This is a genomic window from Pseudomonas sp. 4CAES_32.4, from assembly GCF_058136335.1.
This window is the reverse complement of sequence record NZ_CM176882.1, coordinates 3,740,338-3,756,817: the sequence shown is the minus strand read 5'-3', so window position 1 is coordinate 3,756,817 and position 16,480 is coordinate 3,740,338. Positions and strand designations below refer to the sequence as shown.

At 59.0% G+C, this 16,480-nt stretch carries 13 protein-coding genes and 1 pseudogene; 11 read left to right on the top strand and 3 right to left on the bottom strand.

Annotated features, from left to right (window positions below):
• Positions 1–35 precede the first annotated feature (35 nt).
• Together AC3Y64_RS16740 and AC3Y64_RS16735 are read left to right on the top strand one after the other, a co-directional pair.
• Positions 36–1,217: pseudogene (locus AC3Y64_RS16740) on the top strand (cache domain-containing protein); the annotation flags it as partial.
• A gap of 138 nt (positions 1,218–1,355) precedes the next feature.
• A complete protein-coding gene (locus AC3Y64_RS16735) occupies positions 1,356–2,123 on the top strand; it encodes a methyl-accepting chemotaxis protein (RefSeq protein ID WP_489987989.1) in 768 nt (255 codons plus the stop codon).
• Positions 2,124–2,200: 77 nt separating this feature from the next.
• On the opposite strand, the gene AC3Y64_RS16730 is transcribed toward AC3Y64_RS16735, so the two are convergent.
• The gene (locus AC3Y64_RS16730) at positions 2,201–2,686 is read right to left on the bottom strand and encodes a flavin reductase family protein (protein ID WP_122594237.1); all 486 of its coding nucleotides are present in this window, start codon (positions 2,684–2,686) and stop codon (positions 2,201–2,203) included.
• A gap of 324 nt (positions 2,687–3,010) precedes the next feature.
• On the opposite strand from AC3Y64_RS16730, the gene AC3Y64_RS16725 reads away from it, so the two are divergent.
• The gene (locus AC3Y64_RS16725; RefSeq protein ID WP_489984532.1) at positions 3,011–4,417 is read left to right on the top strand and encodes a purine-cytosine permease family protein; all 1,407 of its coding nucleotides are present in this window, start codon (positions 3,011–3,013) and stop codon (positions 4,415–4,417) included.
• A gap of 252 nt (positions 4,418–4,669) precedes the next feature.
• Complete coding sequence (locus AC3Y64_RS16720; RefSeq protein ID WP_158957875.1) at positions 4,670–5,770, top strand: polyamine ABC transporter substrate-binding protein; 1,101 nt, start codon at positions 4,670–4,672, stop codon at positions 5,768–5,770.
• A 69-nt stretch (positions 5,771–5,839) separates the two neighbouring features.
• Here AC3Y64_RS16720 and AC3Y64_RS16715 read toward each other — a convergent pair whose 3' ends face one another.
• The gene (locus tag AC3Y64_RS16715) at positions 5,840–6,790 is read right to left on the bottom strand and encodes a DUF1853 family protein (protein WP_489984531.1); all 951 of its coding nucleotides are present in this window, start codon (positions 6,788–6,790) and stop codon (positions 5,840–5,842) included.
• 115 nt (positions 6,791–6,905) lie between these two features.
• Between AC3Y64_RS16715 and AC3Y64_RS16710 the strand changes: the two genes are divergently transcribed.
• From AC3Y64_RS16710 to pepN, 6 genes are read left to right on the top strand one after another with little or no spacing between them, the layout of a single operon-like run.
• Complete coding sequence (locus tag AC3Y64_RS16710) at positions 6,906–7,796, top strand: NAD(+) kinase (RefSeq protein WP_003224174.1); 891 nt, start codon at positions 6,906–6,908, stop codon at positions 7,794–7,796.
• Positions 7,793–8,767: a metallophosphoesterase gene (locus tag AC3Y64_RS16705; protein ID WP_489987988.1), complete on the top strand. Its 975-nt coding sequence runs from the start codon at positions 7,793–7,795 to the stop codon at positions 8,765–8,767. The genes AC3Y64_RS16710 and AC3Y64_RS16705 overlap by 4 nt, the downstream gene beginning before the upstream one ends.
• The gene (locus AC3Y64_RS16700; RefSeq protein WP_489984530.1) at positions 8,764–9,633 is read left to right on the top strand and encodes a rhomboid family intramembrane serine protease; all 870 of its coding nucleotides are present in this window, start codon (positions 8,764–8,766) and stop codon (positions 9,631–9,633) included. Before AC3Y64_RS16705 ends, AC3Y64_RS16700 begins: the two co-directional genes overlap by 4 nt.
• A 33-nt stretch (positions 9,634–9,666) precedes the next feature.
• Positions 9,667–9,927: a YeaC family protein gene (locus AC3Y64_RS16695; RefSeq protein ID WP_003224178.1), complete on the top strand. Its 261-nt coding sequence runs from the start codon at positions 9,667–9,669 to the stop codon at positions 9,925–9,927.
• Positions 9,924–10,754: a DUF2797 domain-containing protein gene (locus tag AC3Y64_RS16690; protein ID WP_038366003.1), complete on the top strand. Its 831-nt coding sequence runs from the start codon at positions 9,924–9,926 to the stop codon at positions 10,752–10,754. The genes AC3Y64_RS16695 and AC3Y64_RS16690 overlap by 4 nt, the downstream gene beginning before the upstream one ends.
• 10 nt (positions 10,755–10,764) lie before the next feature.
• Positions 10,765–13,422: an aminopeptidase N gene (gene pepN, locus AC3Y64_RS16685; protein WP_489984529.1), complete on the top strand. Its 2,658-nt coding sequence runs from the start codon at positions 10,765–10,767 to the stop codon at positions 13,420–13,422.
• Between the two features lie 130 nt (positions 13,423–13,552).
• Here pepN and katG read toward each other — a convergent pair whose 3' ends face one another.
• Positions 13,553–15,823 carry a catalase/peroxidase HPI gene (katG, locus tag AC3Y64_RS16680; RefSeq protein ID WP_489984528.1) on the bottom strand — a complete coding sequence of 757 codons (2,271 nt, stop codon included), beginning with the start codon at positions 15,821–15,823 and terminating at the stop codon, positions 13,553–13,555.
• 279 nt (positions 15,824–16,102) lie between these two features.
• Here katG and AC3Y64_RS16675 point away from each other — a divergent pair, with 279 nt between their 5' ends.
• Positions 16,103–16,477, top strand: coding sequence for a hypothetical protein (locus tag AC3Y64_RS16675; RefSeq protein WP_489984527.1), 375 nt, complete (start codon positions 16,103–16,105; stop codon positions 16,475–16,477).
• Positions 16,478–16,480 lie beyond the last annotated feature (3 nt).

The following is a 16,480-nucleotide window of genomic DNA, read 5'->3' as shown; positions in this document are numbered from 1 at the left end:
CGGTCGTTTGCGGGCCTGTGTCACTGGCATGAGCGATGAACGCTCGCAAGTCTTCTCACCATTCAAGCACGCCCTCGAGGACGGCTGGTCGGTTGATTGAATATTGGTATACCATAATACGGAATATCCGCAAAATATTTCTGACCGACACTTCGAACAAGGAAGGCGCAGTAAACATGAACATAAAACAAAAATTGACTCTGGCGTTCGCGGTGATCGCCAGCCTGCCGGTGTTGTTGGTGGCCGTGCTGATTATCCTCAATGTGCGCGACGGGGCGCGGGACAACTTTATCGACAGCACCGGGAGGGAGGTGCGCCAGGTCGAGAACGCCATGCAGTTGTTCTTCGAGGGCATCAGCCAGAACGTTGCGTATCTGGCTGAGCATCCGCAGTTGCAGGGCATTGATGGCAGCCTTAAACGCTACCTGAGCAGTGACGCCGCGCAGATCCCGATGGGGCCGCAGGATCAGCAGGTGTTCGCGTTGTTCGCCGGGCTGGCCAAGGCCCATCCGGCTTACACCTATCTCTCGTTGGGCACCGAGCAGGGCGGTTATCTGTTCTGGCCGGGTGATCCGAAACTGGCGAGTTACGATCCGCGCACGCGGCCCTGGTACAAAACCGCGATGGCCAATCCCGGCAAGACCCTGCGCACCGACGCCTATTACTGGGCGGCCGATGACGTGGTGCTGGTGAGCACCGTGCGCAGCTTCAACAATCAGTTGGGCAGCAATGCCGGGGTGGTGAATATCGATGTGTCGCTCAAGCAACTCACCGATCTGGTCAAGCAGATCCGCCTTGGCGACAGCGGTTATCTGATGCTGATGGAGGCCAACAACACAGTGTTGGTTGACCCGAGCGACCCGGCGCACAACTTCAAGCAACTCACCGATCTGGGCGATGGCTACAAACAACTCGCCGAGGCGGGCAAAGGGCTGGTGGAAGTGGAATTGGCCGGCGAGCACTACATGGCGCTGGTCTGGCCGTCGGAGTCGCTGGGCTGGCGCTTCGTCGGTGTGGTCAAGGCCAGTGAAGTCATGGCCGGCGCCACGCGGCTGACGTGGATCATCGGCGCCATCGCTGTTGCCTGCGCGCTGCTGTTCGCCATGGCCGGTGCGTGGTTTGCCGGGTTGATGGTCAAGCCGATTCGTGGCGTGGCCAGTGGTCTGGAAGGCATTGCACAGGGTGAGGGCGATCTGACCGCGAGACTGGATGTACGCGGGCAGGATGAAACCGCGCAACTGGCGGGCTGGTTCAACCAGTTTCTCGAGGCGATTCGCACGTTAATCCAACGCATCGGTCAGGCGGCCGGGCAGATTCACAGCAGTTCCGGCAGCGCCACCGAGGTTTCGGCGGAAATGGCTGAAGTCGCCTCACGGCAGCGCGAGGCCGTGGACATGGTGTCCACGGCGTTCCATGAAATGGTCGCCACCTCCAACGAAGTCGCGCGTTCGTGCAGCCAGGCGGCGGACTCTGCCGACAACGGCCAGCGTCAGGCTCACGCCGGGCAACAGCAGATCGACGCGGCGGTGAACAACGTCGGGCGCCTGAGCCAGGAGATCGGCCACAGCGCCGAGTCGATGCAGCAATTGGAGCAGGACAGCAACGATATTCAGTCGATCCTCGGCACCATCCGCTCCATCGCCGAACAGACCAATCTACTGGCGTTGAACGCGGCAATCGAAGCGGCGCGGGCAGGGGAGCAGGGACGCGGTTTTGCCGTGGTCGCTGATGAAGTGCGTGCACTGGCCAAGCGTACGGCGGACTCCACTGGCGAAATCGACGCTTTGCTCGGCAATCTGGCACGACGCACCCATCAGATGGGCAAGCAGATGCACGCCAGCCTTGAGGTGTCGCAGGACACCGTGGTGTCGATCAACGAAGCGCGAGCGAGTTTTGGCTTGATACGTGAGTCGGTGGACGTAATCCGCGACATGAACACGCAGATCGCTACGGCGGCGGAAGAACAGCATCAGGTCGCCGAGGACATCAATCGGCATATCAGCCAGATTCACGGGGATGCGCAGTTGGTGGCGAGTCTGGCCGATTCGACCCGGCAGGATGCGCAAAATCTAACGGCGTTGTCGCAGACGTTGAATCAGTTGGTGAGTCGTTTCCGGACCTGATATTCATTACCGGGTTACATAAAAACCTGTGGGAGCTGGCAAGCCAGCTCCCACAGGGTTATGTATTGAACAGGGAATCAAGCCACCGCAGGCAACGCACCCATCTTCCCATGGCAATACACCAAAGGCCCGGCAACCTGCTCAGGCACGATCAGATTCTTCACCGCACCGACCATGATCGCGTGGTCGCCACCTTCGTATTCGCGCCACAACTCGCACTCGATCACCGCCGTGGCATTGGCCAGAATCGGGTTGCCCAACTCGCTCAGAGTCCACTCGATACCTTGCGCCTTGTCCTTGCCTTTACGGGCGAAGGCGTAGGCCTCGCTTTGCTGCCCGCCGGACAGCACGTGAATGGCGAAGCGTTTGTTCTTGATCAAGACCGGATAGGAATCGGAGCTGTAGTTGGGGCAGAACAGCACCAGCGCCGGGTCCATCGACAGCGAACTGAACGCGCTGGCGGTCAGGCCGACGATCTGGCCGTCGTCATCCAGCGTGGTGATAACAGTGACGCCGGACGGGAACGAGCCCATGACTTGTTTGTAGATGGCAGCATCGATCATTGGGTAGTCCTCGGGTGTTGTAACGCGGTTTTTATGTGTTTGTAGGTCTGATGGTATACCGTAATACATTCTTTGCAAGGGATTTTCAGGTGAACCGATAAACGTCCTTCTTTCGTCGGAAAGTCAATGTTTACGGGGCTTTCGGCTAGTCAGTGAAGGGCAGGATCAGCGAGGATAGCGGAACAGATCGCGTGCAAATCAGCGGATCAGTCTTGTGCAAAGTTTGGAATACCATAATATGGTCGGCATCTGAGGGGCGACCAAAGAGTCCCCCCGGTTTGGCTTCATACAACGATAAGAACAGACAAACTCGAGTTCATGCATATGTCCCAGATGTCCCGGCAAGATCCGTTGATCGAGAACCATACGGTCGACTATGTCCCACTCGCGGAACGCCACGGGAAGGCCCGCGACCTGTTCACCCTTTGGTTCAGCACCAACATCGCGCCACTGCCCATCGTCACCGGCGCCATGGTGGTTCAGGTGTTCCATCTCGATCTGCTCTGGGGCCTTCTGGCGATTGCGCTCGGGCACATGATCGGCGGCGTGGTGATTGCGCTGGCCTCAGCGCAAGGTCCGCGCATGGGCATTCCGCAGATGGTCCAGAGTCGCGGCCAGTTCGGGCGCTACGGCGCGCTGTTGATCGTGTTTTTCGCGGCGATCATCTACATCGGTTTCTTCATTTCCAACATCGTCCTTGCCGGCAAATCCATCGTCGGCATTGCGCCGTCGGTGCCGGCGCCGCTGAGCATCCTGATCGGCGCGTTGGCGGCCACAGCCATCGGTGTAATCGGCTACAACTTCATTCACACCCTGAACCGCATCGGTACCTGGGTGATGGGCAGCGCGCTGCTGGCGGGGTTCATCTACATCTTCGCCCATGATTTGCCAGCGGACTTTTTCACTCGCGGCAGCTTCAACCTGTCCGGCTGGCTGGCGACGGTGTCGCTGGGGATCATCTGGCAGATCAGCTTCTCGCCGTACGTCTCTGACTATTCACGTTACCTGCCAGCCGACATCGGCATCGCCAAGCCGTTTTGGGCGACCTATCTGGGCGCGACGCTGGGCACGATTCTGTCGTTCACGTTCGGCGCGGTCGCCGTGCTGGCGACGCCGGAAGGCACTGAAGCGATGGTCGCAGTCAAGCAATCCACCGGTTGGCTGGGGCCGATTCTGATGGTGTTGTTCCTGCTCAATATCATCAGCCACAACGCGCTGAATCTGTACGGTGCGGTGCTGTCGATCATCACTTCGATCCAGACTTTCGCCAGCCAATGGACGCCGAGCATCAAGGTGCGTGTGGTGCTGTCGAGCGTGGTGCTGGCGGGCTGCTGTGTGGTGGCGCTCGGGGCCTCGGCGGATTTCATTTCCGAGTTCATCGGCCTGATTCTGGCGCTGCTCTTGGTACTGGTGCCGTGGGCCTCGATCAACCTGATCGACTTCTACCTGATCAAGCGCGGGTGCTACGACATCACTTCGATCTTCCGCGCCGATGGCGGTATTTACGGACGCTTCAACCTGCACGCCATCATTGCCTACTTCATCGGCATCATCGTGCAATTGCCGTTCGCCAATACGTCGCTGTACGTCGGGCCTTACGCCAATCTGGTTGATGGCGCAGACCTGTCATGGCTGGTCGGCCTGGTGGTCACCGTTCCGCTGTATTACTGCCTGGCGACGCGGGGCCAGGTTCAGCAGAGCAGGTCGGCGAAGCTGGGCTACACCGACTGACGCATTCAGCGTAAAACAACAATGCCCGGCCAGGTGCCGGGCATTGTTTTTTCCGCATTCGGGAGGTCACTCAAATTGGCCATATCGATCCCCTTTTGGCCGATCACCCACTGTGAACCGGCTACGCTGTCAGCAAGAATCAAAGCCACAATAAAACGCAGGACTTTCTTTGCCCTTGGCTACCTTTCAATCCGCTGCCGTGTACAGAACATAAAAACCATCGAACTCACGCCGCATTTTGGGGAAACAACCATGGTCACGATGAAACGCATTCTGGGTGCCACCGTGTGTGGGCTGACGCTGCTGGCCAGCGCCGTCCAGGCCGAGCAGCGCGAACTGCGCGTGTACAACTGGGCGGATTACATCCTGCCCTCCGTACCCAAGGACTTCGCGGCAAAAAGCGGCATCAAAGTGACCTGGGACACCTTCGACACCAACGAATCCCTGGAAGCCAAACTGCTCACCGGCAACTCCGGGTACGACCTCGTCGTGCCGTCCAACCAGTTCCTCGAAACGCAGATCAAGGCGGGCGTGTTCCAGAAACTCGACAAGTCGAAACTGCCGAACTGGAGCCACCAGGATCCGGAACTGCTGAAACTGCTGGGCAAAAACGACCCCGGCAACCAGTACGGGGTGCCTTACATGGTCGGCACGGTGCTGATCGGCTTCAACCCGGCCAAGGTCAAGGCAGCATTGGGTGACAACGCGCCGGTGGACAGCTGGGATCTGGTGTTCAAACCCGAGAACATGGAAAAGCTCAAATCCTGCGGTGTAGCGATGCTCGATTCGCCGACGGAAATTCTGCCGCTGGCTCTCCATTATCTGGGCCTCGACCCGAACAGCCAGAACCCTGCCGACTATGAAAAAGCCAAGGAGCTGATGCTCAAGGTTCGCCCTTACGTGACCTACTTCAACTCGGCCAAATACATGACCGACATCGCCAACGGCGACATCTGCGTGGCCATCGGTTATTCGGGCAGTTTTTATCAGTTCGGCAACCGTGCCAAAGAAGCGAACAATGGCGTGGTGGTCGACTGGCGTTTGCCGAAGGAAGGCGCGCCGATCTGGTTCGACACCTTCGCCATTCCGAAGAGTGCGAAGAACGTTGAAGAAGCCCACGAATTCCTCAACACCTTGCTCGATCCGAAAGTCATCGCACCGATCAGCGATTTCCTCGGCTACCCGAATGCGAACAAGGATTCGATACCTCTGATCAACAAAGAGATCACCGACAACCCGAACCTGACACCGACCCCGGAAGCGCTGAAAAACCTCTACGTGGTCCAGCCATTGCCGCAGAAACTCGAACGCGTACGCACCCGTGTCTGGACCAACATCAAGTCTGATAAATAAGTATTGGCCGGATAAACTCCCTGTGCGAGCCAGCCCCGCTAGCGGTGGGGCCGGTACTGAAGGGAGGCGTCAGGTTTGGCCGGGCACATTCGGCCAAAGGTCAGAGACCAGGAACAACCGTTCTGCCTCTTCCCATTCGCCCCGCGCATTCTCGGTCAGACGCACCAGCAACTGCGCCGGGGCCAGCGGTTCGAGATCTTCCAGCCACATCTGCAAATGCTCCGCCCCCCAAGTCTGATCCGCCGGATAATGCGCCGGGGCCAGCCAGGCATGGCGGGGCAGGGGTTGCCAGCGCCCGGTCGGGCGTTGCGCGACGAACGCCGGCCAGTCCTTCTGATGCAGCCAACTGCCGCGCAGATGCTGCGGGTGCGCGCCGCTCGGCGATTCGGATTGGCCGGGCCACGGATATAGCAGATAGCCGCCCAACCACAGCTGCGCGCTGAACACCTCGATGTCCAGCTTCGCCAGCACTTCGCGGCTTTCCGGGCGCGCCGAAATCGGTAATTGATGTTGCGCCAGATGCGCCAGTTTACGGTCCAGTCGATCATGACAACCCGGCCCTAGCCATTGGGCCGGATCATGGCCGTCGCCATTTTGCGGGCCGAGGTAAAGCTTGATCGCCAGTTCCAGGTGATGCACGCCATCACGGTCACGCAACAGCATGTCCAGCTCGCCAAGTGTATGGCCTTCGCGGCGGATCGGCAGGTTGGCGGCAATCAGTTCAATGCCAGGCGCATGTATCACGGCAAACTGCCACAGGCGTTCGTAATAAAGGCCCAGGCGCCGGGTGCGTGCCTGCGACAACCAATGCAACAAGCCATAACTGTCACGATCGAGCTGACGCAACCAGTGCTCCAGACGTTCGGGATCATGCACCCAATCGCTGCCGGCCAACGGATGGCGCTGCGGCCATGGCGTGCTGGCGAGCATCGGCGGGGCGAGGATCACCCACGCCAGATCCCGCACTTCCGGGTGGCGTAATTGATGAGGCAACTTAAGCAAATCGGGAAATAGGATCATCCTGCGAGCATAGCCGTAAACACGAGCACACCCTTGAGGCTGAAAGGATTTTGTCTAACCGGCGCTTTCGCCCATAATCGTGTTTTTCGCGTTTTCGATTGTCCGCAGAGGTCCCATGGAGCAATTTCGTAATATCGGCATCATCGGTCGCCTGGGCAGTTCCCAGGTGCTGGATACCGTCCGCCGACTGAAACGGTTTCTGCTCGATCGTCACCTGCATGTGATCCTCGAAGACACCATCGCCGAAGTCCTGCCGGGCCACGGCCTGCAAACTTCGTCGCGCAAGATGCTTGGCGAAGTCTGCGACATGGTCATCGTCGTCGGCGGTGATGGCAGCCTGCTCGGTGCCGCCCGTGCACTGGCCAAACACAACATTCCGGTACTGGGGATCAACCGTGGCAGCCTCGGTTTTCTGACAGACATTCGCCCGGACGAGCTGGAAGTCGAAGTCGCCAAGGTGCTCGACGGCCACTATCTGGTGGAAAACCGCTTCCTGCTGCAAGCCGAAGTACGCCGTCACGCCGAAGCCATCGGTCAGGGCGATGCGCTCAACGACGTGGTGCTGCACCCCGGCAAATCGACGCGAATGATCGAATTCGAGTTGTACATCGACGGCCAGTTCGTCTGCAGCCAGAAAGCCGACGGCCTGATCGTCGCCACGCCGACCGGTTCCACCGCGTACGCGCTGTCTGCCGGCGGACCAATCATGCATCCCAAGCTCGATGCCATTGTGATTGTGCCGATGTATCCCCATATGTTGTCGAGCCGGCCAATTGTGGTCGATGGCAACAGTGAGCTGAAAATCGTCGTGTCGAAAAACATGCAGATTTACCCGCAAGTCTCCTGCGACGGGCAGAACCACTTCACCTGCGCGCCGGGCGACACCATCACCGTCAGCAAAAAAGCGCAGAAGCTGCGCCTGATTCACCCGCTTGACCACAACTACTACGAAGTCTGCCGCACCAAGCTCGGCTGGGGCAGCAAGCTGGGCGGTGGAGGCGACTGATGCTCGATCCCGCGCGCAGTTATGACCTGATTGGTGACGTGCACGGATGCGCCCTGACCCTCGAACACTTGTTGGACCGACTCGGTTACCACAAGCAGGGCGGGGTCTGGCGGCATCCATCGCGCATGGCCGTGTTCGTCGGCGACATCATCGACCGTGGCCCGCGCATTCGCGAGGCGCTGCACATCGTCCACGACATGGTCGAGGCCGGTCAGGCCTTGTGCATCATGGGCAACCACGAATTCAACGCGCTGGGCTGGAGCACCCCGGCGCCACCGGGCAGCGGCAAGCAGTACGTGCGCGAACACACGCCGCGTCACGCGCGCCTGCTGCACGAGACCCTGACTCAATTCGAAGGTCATCCCGCTGACTGGCATGACTTCCAGCGCTGGTTCTATGAGCTGCCGCTGTTTGTCGACGCCGGACGCTTCCGCGTGGTTCACGCGTGCTGGGACGCCGGGTTGATCGAGCCATTGCGCGCGCTGTTCCCCAACGGCTGCATCGACGAACATTTCCTCCAGGCCTCGGCCGTCCCGGACAGCTTCGCCTGCACCGTATTCGACCGGTTGCTGCGCGGCACCGACATGCGCCTGCCGGATGGTCTGACCATGACCAGCGGTGACGGTCTGGTGCGTTCGTTCTTCCGCACCAAGTTCTGGGAAGACGACCCGAAAACCTACGGCGACATTGTCTTCCAGCCAGATGCACTGCCGGAACCGGTGGCGCAGAAGCCGCTGACCTCCAGCGAAAAAAACAACCTGCTGCGCTACGGCGTTGACGAGCCGTTGCTGTTCGTCGGTCATTACTGGCGCAGCGGCAAACCGGCACCGATTCGCCCGAACCTCGCGTGTCTGGATTACAGCGCGGTGCTTTACGGCAAACTGGTCGCCTATCGTCTGGATCAGGAAACCCGTCTGGATCCGCATAAATTTGTCTGGGTCGATGTCGAGCGGCCGGAGGTGCTGCAATGAGTGCGGTAGCGGTATTGCGTCTGCCCTTGGCGGTGGACTTGAGTGGTTTCGTCAAGCTGCTGCAACGCATGCAGGTTCCGCATCGGGTCAGCGAAGAGGCCGGCGAACAAGTGCTGTGGGCGCCGTCGGAGATCAGCGAAGACGTGCGTTCGCTGTACGAACGCTTCCCGGCCGGGGACCCCGATCAGCAACTGGACATTCCCGTCGCGCAAACCGTCAAGCGTCCGAGTTTTGCGGAACAATTGAAGTACGCCAAGGCCACCGGTTTCATCCTGCTGCTGTGCCTGATTGTCGGCGGCCTGACCTACCTCGGCGAAAACCTGCAGACCCTGCGCTGGCTGACCTTCCTCGATTTTCGGGTGGTCGGCGAGTACATCCATTTCGTGCCGTTGGCCGACAGTCTGGCAGCGGGGCAGTGGTGGCGTCTGGTCACGCCGATGCTGATCCACTTCGGCATCCTCCACCTGGCCATGAACGGCATGTGGTATTGGGAGCTGGGCCGGCGCATCGAGTCGCGCCAGGGCAGCATCAACCTGATCGGCCTGACGCTGCTGTTCAGCCTGGTGTCCAACTACGCGCAGTTTGTCTGGAGCGGCGCGACCTTGTTCGGTGGCCTGTCCGGGGTGCTTTACGGCCTGCTCGGGCATTGCTGGATCTTCCAGCTGCTGTCGCCGAACCCGGCCTACCGTCTGCCGCGTGGTGTACTGGCAATGATGCTGATCTGGTTACTGGTGTGCATGTCCGGGCTGATCTCGATGATCGGCTTCGGCGAAATCGCCAATGCCGCCCACGTCGGCGGGTTACTCATCGGATGCTTCACCGGTTTGTTGGGTGGTTTGTATAACCGCCGTAAACTGGCCGCCTAAATTTTTCAGTAGATAAAGAGCACGGAGACCCTGATGTCCTCTTTTAACGACATGATCAAGAACATCACCCCGGATATCTACGAGAGCCTGAAACTGGCCGTGGAAATCGGCAAATGGTCCGACGGTGGCAAGCTCACCGCCGAACAGCGCGAGCTGTCGTTGCAGGCGATGATCGCCTGGGAAATACAGAACCTGCCTGAAGACCAGCGCACCGGTTACATGGGCCCGCAGGAATGTGCATCGAAGTCGATCGAAGTACCGAACATTCTGTTCAAGTCGGATGCTATCCATTGATCGAGATTGGCCGCGGTGCAATCAGCAAAATGTCGGCACGCCTGGACGGGCCGAACGTGCAATACGCGTTTCGTCTGGATGACGTCGAGGTGCCGGTCAACCCATTGATCGGCACTACGGTGCGTCTGGAGTACCTGGGGGCAATCCACTGCACCCATTGCGGGCGCAAGACCAAAACCAGTTTCAGTCAGGGCTATTGCTACCCGTGCATGACCAAACTGGCGCAGTGCGACCTGTGCATCATGAGCCCGGAGCGTTGTCACTATGACGCCGGCACCTGCCGCGATCCGGCGTGGGGCGAGCAGTTTTGCATGACCGATCACGTGGTTTACCTGTCCAATTCGTCGGGCATCAAGGTTGGCATCACTCGTGCTACGCAACTGCCGACTCGCTGGATCGATCAGGGTGCGTGTCAGGCGTTGCCGATCATGCGCGTTTCGACACGGCAGCAATCGGGCTTCGTTGAAGACCTGTTCCGCAGCCAGGTGGCGGACAAGACCAACTGGCGCGCGTTGCTCAAGGGCGATGCGGTGGCGGTTGATCTGGCGCAGGTGCGTGATCAGCTGTTTGAAAGCTGCGCCGAAGGTCTGCAAGGTTTGCAGGAGCGATTCGGCCTACAAGCTATTCAGACGATTGCCGATGTAGAACCTCTCGAAATCCGCTATCCGGTCGAGCAATACCCGGCCAAAATCGTCAGCTTCAACCTGGACAAGAACCCGATTGCCGAAGGCACGTTATTGGGTATCAAAGGCCAGTACCTGATCTTCGATACCGGCGTGATCAACATTCGCAAGTACACGGCTTATCAGCTCGCCGTGCATCAATAAGGACTCCAGCATGCGCACCGAACAACCGAAGATGATTTACCTGAAGGACTATCAGGCGCCCGAGTACCTGATCGACGAAACACACCTGACCTTCGAGTTGTTCGAGGATCACAGCCTGGTGCACGCGCAGTTGGTGATGCGCCGCAACCCGGCCCGTGGCCCGGGCCTGCCGCCGCTGGTGCTCGATGGTCAGCAACTGGAATTGCTCTCGGTGACCCTGGCCGATAAAGAGCTTGATGCCGCTGATTATCAATTGTCCGAGAACCACTTGACCCTGCAGCCGGCCAGCGAAACCTTCACGGTCGACACCAGCGTCAAGATCCACCCGGAAACCAACACTGCACTGGAAGGCCTGTACAAGTCCGGCACGATGTTCTGCACCCAGTGCGAGGCCGAAGGTTTCCGCAAGATCACCTATTACCTCGACCGCCCGGACGTGATGAGCAAGTTCACTACCACCGTGGTCGCCGAACAGCACAGCTATCCGGTGCTGCTCTCCAACGGCAACCCGATCGCCTCGGGCCCGGGCGAAGACGGCCGGCACTGGGCGACGTGGGAAGACCCGTTCATGAAACCGGCGTATCTGTTTGCGCTGGTGGCCGGTGACTTGTGGTGCGTCGAAGACAGCTTCACCACCATGACCAACCGCAACGTCGCACTGCGCATTTACGTCGAGCCGGAAAACATCGACAAGTGCCAGCACGCGATGAACAGCCTGAAAAAGTCGATGCGCTGGGACGAAGAGGTTTACGGTCGCGAGTACGATCTGGACATCTTCATGATCGTTGCCGTGAATGACTTCAACATGGGCGCGATGGAGAACAAGGGCCTCAACATCTTCAACTCCAGCGCCGTGCTGGCCCGCGCCGAAACCGCGACCGACGCTGCGCACCAGCGCGTAGAAGCGATCGTCGCTCACGAATACTTCCACAACTGGTCGGGCAACCGCGTGACCTGCCGCGACTGGTTTCAGTTGTCGCTGAAGGAAGGCTTCACCGTGTTCCGCGATTCCGGCTTCTCCGCTGACATGAACTCGGCCACGGTCAAGCGCATACAGGACGTGGCGTATCTGCGCACCCACCAGTTTGCCGAAGACGCCGGTCCGATGGCCCACGCCGTGCGTCCGGACAGCTTCATCGAGATTTCCAACTTCTACACCCTGACCGTGTACGAAAAGGGTTCGGAAGTGGTCGGCATGATCCACACCTTGCTCGGCGCCGAAGGCTTCCGTAAGGGCAGCGATCTGTACTTCGAACGCCACGATGGTCAGGCAGTGACTTGCGATGACTTCATCAAAGCCATGGAAGATGCCAACGGCGTCGACCTGACCCAGTTCAAGCGCTGGTACAGCCAGGCCGGCACGCCGCGTCTGGCGGTGAGCGAGTCTTATGACTGCACCGCGAAAACCTACAGCCTGACCTTCCGCCAGAGCTGCCCGGAAACCCCGGACAAAGTTGAAAAATTGCCTTTCGTGATCCCGGTCGAACTCGGCCTGCTCGACAGCCAAGGCAACGAGATTGCCCTGCGTCTGAGCGGTGAAGCGACAGCACAAGGCACCACCCGTGTGATCTCGGTGACCGAAGCCGAGCAGACGTTCACCTTCGTTGATATCGCTGAACAGCCGCTGCCATCGTTGCTGCGCGGTTTCTCGGCGCCAGTGAAACTGAGCTTCCCGTACAACCGCGATCAACTGATGTTCCTGATGCAGCACGACAGCGACGGCTTCAACCGTTGGGATGCCGGTCAGCAATTGTCGGTGCAGGTGCTGCAAGAACTGATTGGCCAACATCAGAAGGGTGAAAGCCTGAAGCTCGACCCGCGACTGGTGTCAGCGCTGAAAACCGTGCTGTCCGATGAATCGCTGGATCAGGCGATGGTCGCGGAAATGCTCTCACTGCCGGGTGAGGCGTACCTCACTGAAATCAGCGAAGTGGCGGATGTCGATGCGATCCACGCCGCTCGTGAATTTGCCCGCAAGCAACTCGCGGACAGTTTGTTCGAAGCGCTGTGGCTGCGTTATCAGGCCAACCGCGACCTGTCGAAGAAAACTCCGTACGTGGCCGAAGCCGAACATTTCGCCCGTCGCGCGCTGCAGAACATTGCGCTGTCGTACCTGATGCTCAGCGGCAAGCCGGAAGTACTGGCGGCGGCGCTGGAGCAATTCGAAGCAGCTGACAACATGACTGAGCGTCTGACGGCGCTGGCGGTGTTGGTCAACTCGCCGTTCGAAGAGCAAAAGGCCCTGGCGCTGGCCAGTTTTGCCGAGCACTTCAAGGACAACCCGCTGGTCATGGATCAGTGGTTCAGTGTGCAGGCTGGCAGCACGTTGCCGGGCGGTCTGGAGCGCGTGAAGGTGTTGATGCAGCACCCGGCCTTCAACATCAAGAACCCGAACAAGGTGCGTGCGCTGGTTGGCGCGTTTGCCGGGCAGAACCTGATCAACTTCCACGCGGCGGACGGTTCCGGTTATCGCTTCCTTGCGGATCTGGTTATCGAGCTGAACGGCTTCAACCCGCAGATCGCTTCGCGCCAACTGGCGCCGCTGACGCGCTGGCGCAAATATGACGATGCGCGTCAGGCGCTGATGAAAGGCGAGCTGGAGCGGATTCTGGCGTCGGGGCAGTTGTCGAGTGATGTGTACGAAGTCGTCAGCAAAAGCCTGGCTTAACCTGGTCTGAATACAGTCCCTGTGGGAGCTGGCTTGCCAGCGATTTCGGTGTACCAGTCAACGTTGATGTTGAATCTGCTGCCGTCATCGCTGGCAAGCCAGCTCCCACAATGGTTTTGCGTTTAGTCAGTTACTTCAGGTCAAAACGATCCAGATTGGTGACTTTCGTCCAGGCCGCAACGAAGTCTTTGACGAACTGCTCCTTCGCATCCGCACTGGCATACACCTCGGCCAACGCGCGCAGTTGCGCATTGGAACCGAACACCAGATCAACCCGCGTCGCCGTCCACTTCACGCTGCCGGTTTTACGGTCGCGTCCTTCGAACTCGTCCGCATCCCTTGAAGTCGGCTTCCACTCCACGCCCATGTCCAGCAGATTGGTGAAGAAGTCGTTGCTCAGCGCCTCTGTTTGCGAAGTGAAAACACCATGCCGGGTTTGTCCGACGTTGGTGTTCAGCACCCGCAGGCCACCGAGCAACACAGTCATTTCCGGTGCGGTGAGGGTGAGCAGCTGCGCTTTGTCGATCAGCAGCGCTTCGGCTGAAACGGTGTACTTGCGTTTGCTGTAGTTACGGAAGCCATCGGCGATCGGTTCGAGGAAGCCAAACGACTCGACGTCGGTTTGCTCCTGTGTTGCATCGGTACGCCCCGGATTGAACGGCACAGTCACCGAGTGGCCGGCGTTTTTCGCCGCTTGTTCGATCCCGGCATTCCCCGCCAGTACGATCAGATCCGCCAGCGAGACTTGCTTGCCGGCTGCGCCACCGTTGAACTCAGTCTGAATGCCTTCAAGGGTGTTCAGCACTTTGTCCAATTGCTCAGGCTGATTCGCTTGCCAGAACTTCTGCGGTGCCAGACGCAGACGTCCACCGTTGGCGCCACCGCGTTTGTCTGAACCACGGAACGTCGAAAGTGCTGCCCAAGCGGTCGACACCAACTGCGACACCGAAAGACCCGATGCGAGGATTTTGCTTTTCAGTGCGGCGGCGTCGCTGTCGTCGATCAGCGGGTGCGTGACGTCAGGAATCGGATCTTGCCAGAGCAATTCTTCGCTCGGCAGTTCCGGCCCGAGGTAGCGGGACAGCGGGCCCATGTCGCGGTGAATCAGTTTGTACCAGGCGCGGGCGAAGGCGTCGGCCAGTTGATCCGGATTAGCGAGGAAGCGCCGCGAGATCTGCTCGTAGGCCGGGTCGAAACGCAGCGCCAAGTCGGACGTGAGCATGGTTGGCGAGAGTTTCTTGCTCGGGTCATGGGCATGGGGAACGGTGCCGGCACCGGCGCCGTTTTTCGGAATCCACTGATGCGCGCCCGCGGGGCTCTTGGTCAGTTCCCATTCGAAACCGAAGAGGTTTTCCAGGTAGTTGTTGCTCCACCGGGTTGGCGTGGTAGTCCAGGTCACTTCCAGACCGCTGGTGATGGTGTCGGCGCCTTTACCAGTGCCGAAGGCGTTGCGCCAGCCCAAGCCCTGTTCTTCAAGACCGGCCGCTTCCGGTTCAGGCCCGACATTGTCTGCAGGGCCGGCACCGTGGGTTTTGCCGAAGGCGTGGCCGCCAGCGATCAGCGCCACGGTTTCTTCATCGTTCATGGCCATGCGGCCAAAGGTTTCGCGGATGTCCAGCGCCGAGGCCACGGGGTCTGGATTGCCTTCAGGGCCTTCCGGGTTGACGTAGATCAGACCCATCTGCACCGCCGCGAGCGGGTTTTCCAGATTGCGTTCGCCTTGATCGGTGCGGCTTTCTTCTTTGCCGTGCAGGTCCGGCTCGGCGACCAGTGTGCCGTCCCCGGGTTCCTGCATGGGTTCTTTGTCTTTACCGTAACGACTATCACCGCCCAGCCATTCGTGCTCCGAACCCCAATACACGTCTTCGTCCGGTTCCCAGACATCCGCGCGACCGCCGGAATAACCGAAGGTTTTGAAACCCATGGATTCCAGCGCAACGTTGCCGGTGAGGACAATCAGGTCCGCCCAGGAAATGTTGCGGCCATATTTCTGCTTGATCGGCCACAGCAGACGCCGGGCCTTGTCGAGGCTGACGTTGTCCGGCCAACTATTGAGCGGTGCAAACCGCTGCTGGCCGGAGCCTGCGCCCCCGCGACCATCGGCGGTGCGATAGGTGCCGGCGCTGTGCCAGGCCATGCGCACGAAGAGAGGGCCGTAGTGCCCGAAGTCGGCCGGCCACCAGTCCTGGGAGTCGGTCATCAATGCGTTGAGGTCTTGTTTCAAGGCCTGGAAATCCAGGCTTTTGAAGGCTTTGGCGTAGTCGAAATCCTTGCCCAGCGGGTCGGACTTGGGCGAATGCTGACTAAGGATTTTCAGATTGAGTTGATCCGGCCACCAGTCACGGTTCGTCGTACCACCACCGGCAGCGTGGTTGAACGGGCATTTCGATTCGTTTGCCATGTTCGGGTCCTTATCAGGTCTTCTACGGCCGGCTCGTGCCGACTTCGGACTAGTAAGGCTAGACCCGACTTGGCAAGTCAGCTAATAGCCCGACTATTGGGCGCTGATAGGCAAAGCCTTTCAGGTCTCGATCACGTCTGGTTATTACCAATATTTACTTTATTGCCAAATCATTTAAAGGACTGTCAGAAGTGACAGTTGGCGCTATTCGGGCGTGGCGTTAGTTTGCCCTGAGTTACAAATAACTTCCGTTTCACCGACAAGAAAGGAAGCATTGATATGAGCGCTGACCAAAAAGAACTTCGAGCTGGTACTTTTTCCGCTTCGGTAGATGGGGTCCGCTTTATGGGGGCTACTACCGCTGATATGCGGGACTTGAATTTTGATTATTACCTCTTCGGGAGTGAAAACAACAACAGGGTTGTTTTTTCCGTTCCCAGTTCTTTGCAAGGTGACGGTCCCCACGAGGTGAAATTCTATAAAGAAGGCGTTAAGTGGCAAGTACAGATCAATGGGCAATTTTTCGACGCAGATCAAAACAGCAAGGCCAACATCTCTTTTGTCAGGCAACGTCGAGGTGCATACGGAACGATTGATTTTGTTCTGACAGATGGCAGGAAGATAACCGGGGATTTTAATATCAATATAATTTAAGGC

What these genes read in the sequence shown, in the direction of transcription:
- AC3Y64_RS16735 (WP_489987989.1), top strand. Translation starts at nt 1,356, where the DNA reads ATGGCTGAAGTCGCCTCACGGCAGCGCGAGGCCGTGGACATGGTGTCC.
- AC3Y64_RS16730 (WP_122594237.1), bottom strand. Translation starts at nt 2,686, where the DNA reads ATGATCGATGCTGCCATCTACAAACAAGTCATGGGCTCGTTCCCGTCC.
- AC3Y64_RS16725 (WP_489984532.1), top strand. Translation starts at nt 3,011, where the DNA reads ATGTCCCAGATGTCCCGGCAAGATCCGTTGATCGAGAACCATACGGTC.
- AC3Y64_RS16720 (WP_158957875.1), top strand. Translation starts at nt 4,670, where the DNA reads ATGGTCACGATGAAACGCATTCTGGGTGCCACCGTGTGTGGGCTGACG.
- AC3Y64_RS16715 (WP_489984531.1), bottom strand. Translation starts at nt 6,790, where the DNA reads ATGATCCTATTTCCCGATTTGCTTAAGTTGCCTCATCAATTACGCCAC.
- AC3Y64_RS16710 (WP_003224174.1), top strand. Translation starts at nt 6,906, where the DNA reads ATGGAGCAATTTCGTAATATCGGCATCATCGGTCGCCTGGGCAGTTCC.
- AC3Y64_RS16700 (WP_489984530.1), top strand. Translation starts at nt 8,764, where the DNA reads ATGAGTGCGGTAGCGGTATTGCGTCTGCCCTTGGCGGTGGACTTGAGT.
- AC3Y64_RS16695 (WP_003224178.1), top strand. Translation starts at nt 9,667, where the DNA reads ATGTCCTCTTTTAACGACATGATCAAGAACATCACCCCGGATATCTAC.
- pepN (WP_489984529.1), top strand. Translation starts at nt 10,765, where the DNA reads ATGCGCACCGAACAACCGAAGATGATTTACCTGAAGGACTATCAGGCG.
- katG (WP_489984528.1), bottom strand. Translation starts at nt 15,823, where the DNA reads ATGGCAAACGAATCGAAATGCCCGTTCAACCACGCTGCCGGTGGTGGT.
- AC3Y64_RS16675 (WP_489984527.1), top strand. Translation starts at nt 16,103, where the DNA reads ATGAGCGCTGACCAAAAAGAACTTCGAGCTGGTACTTTTTCCGCTTCG.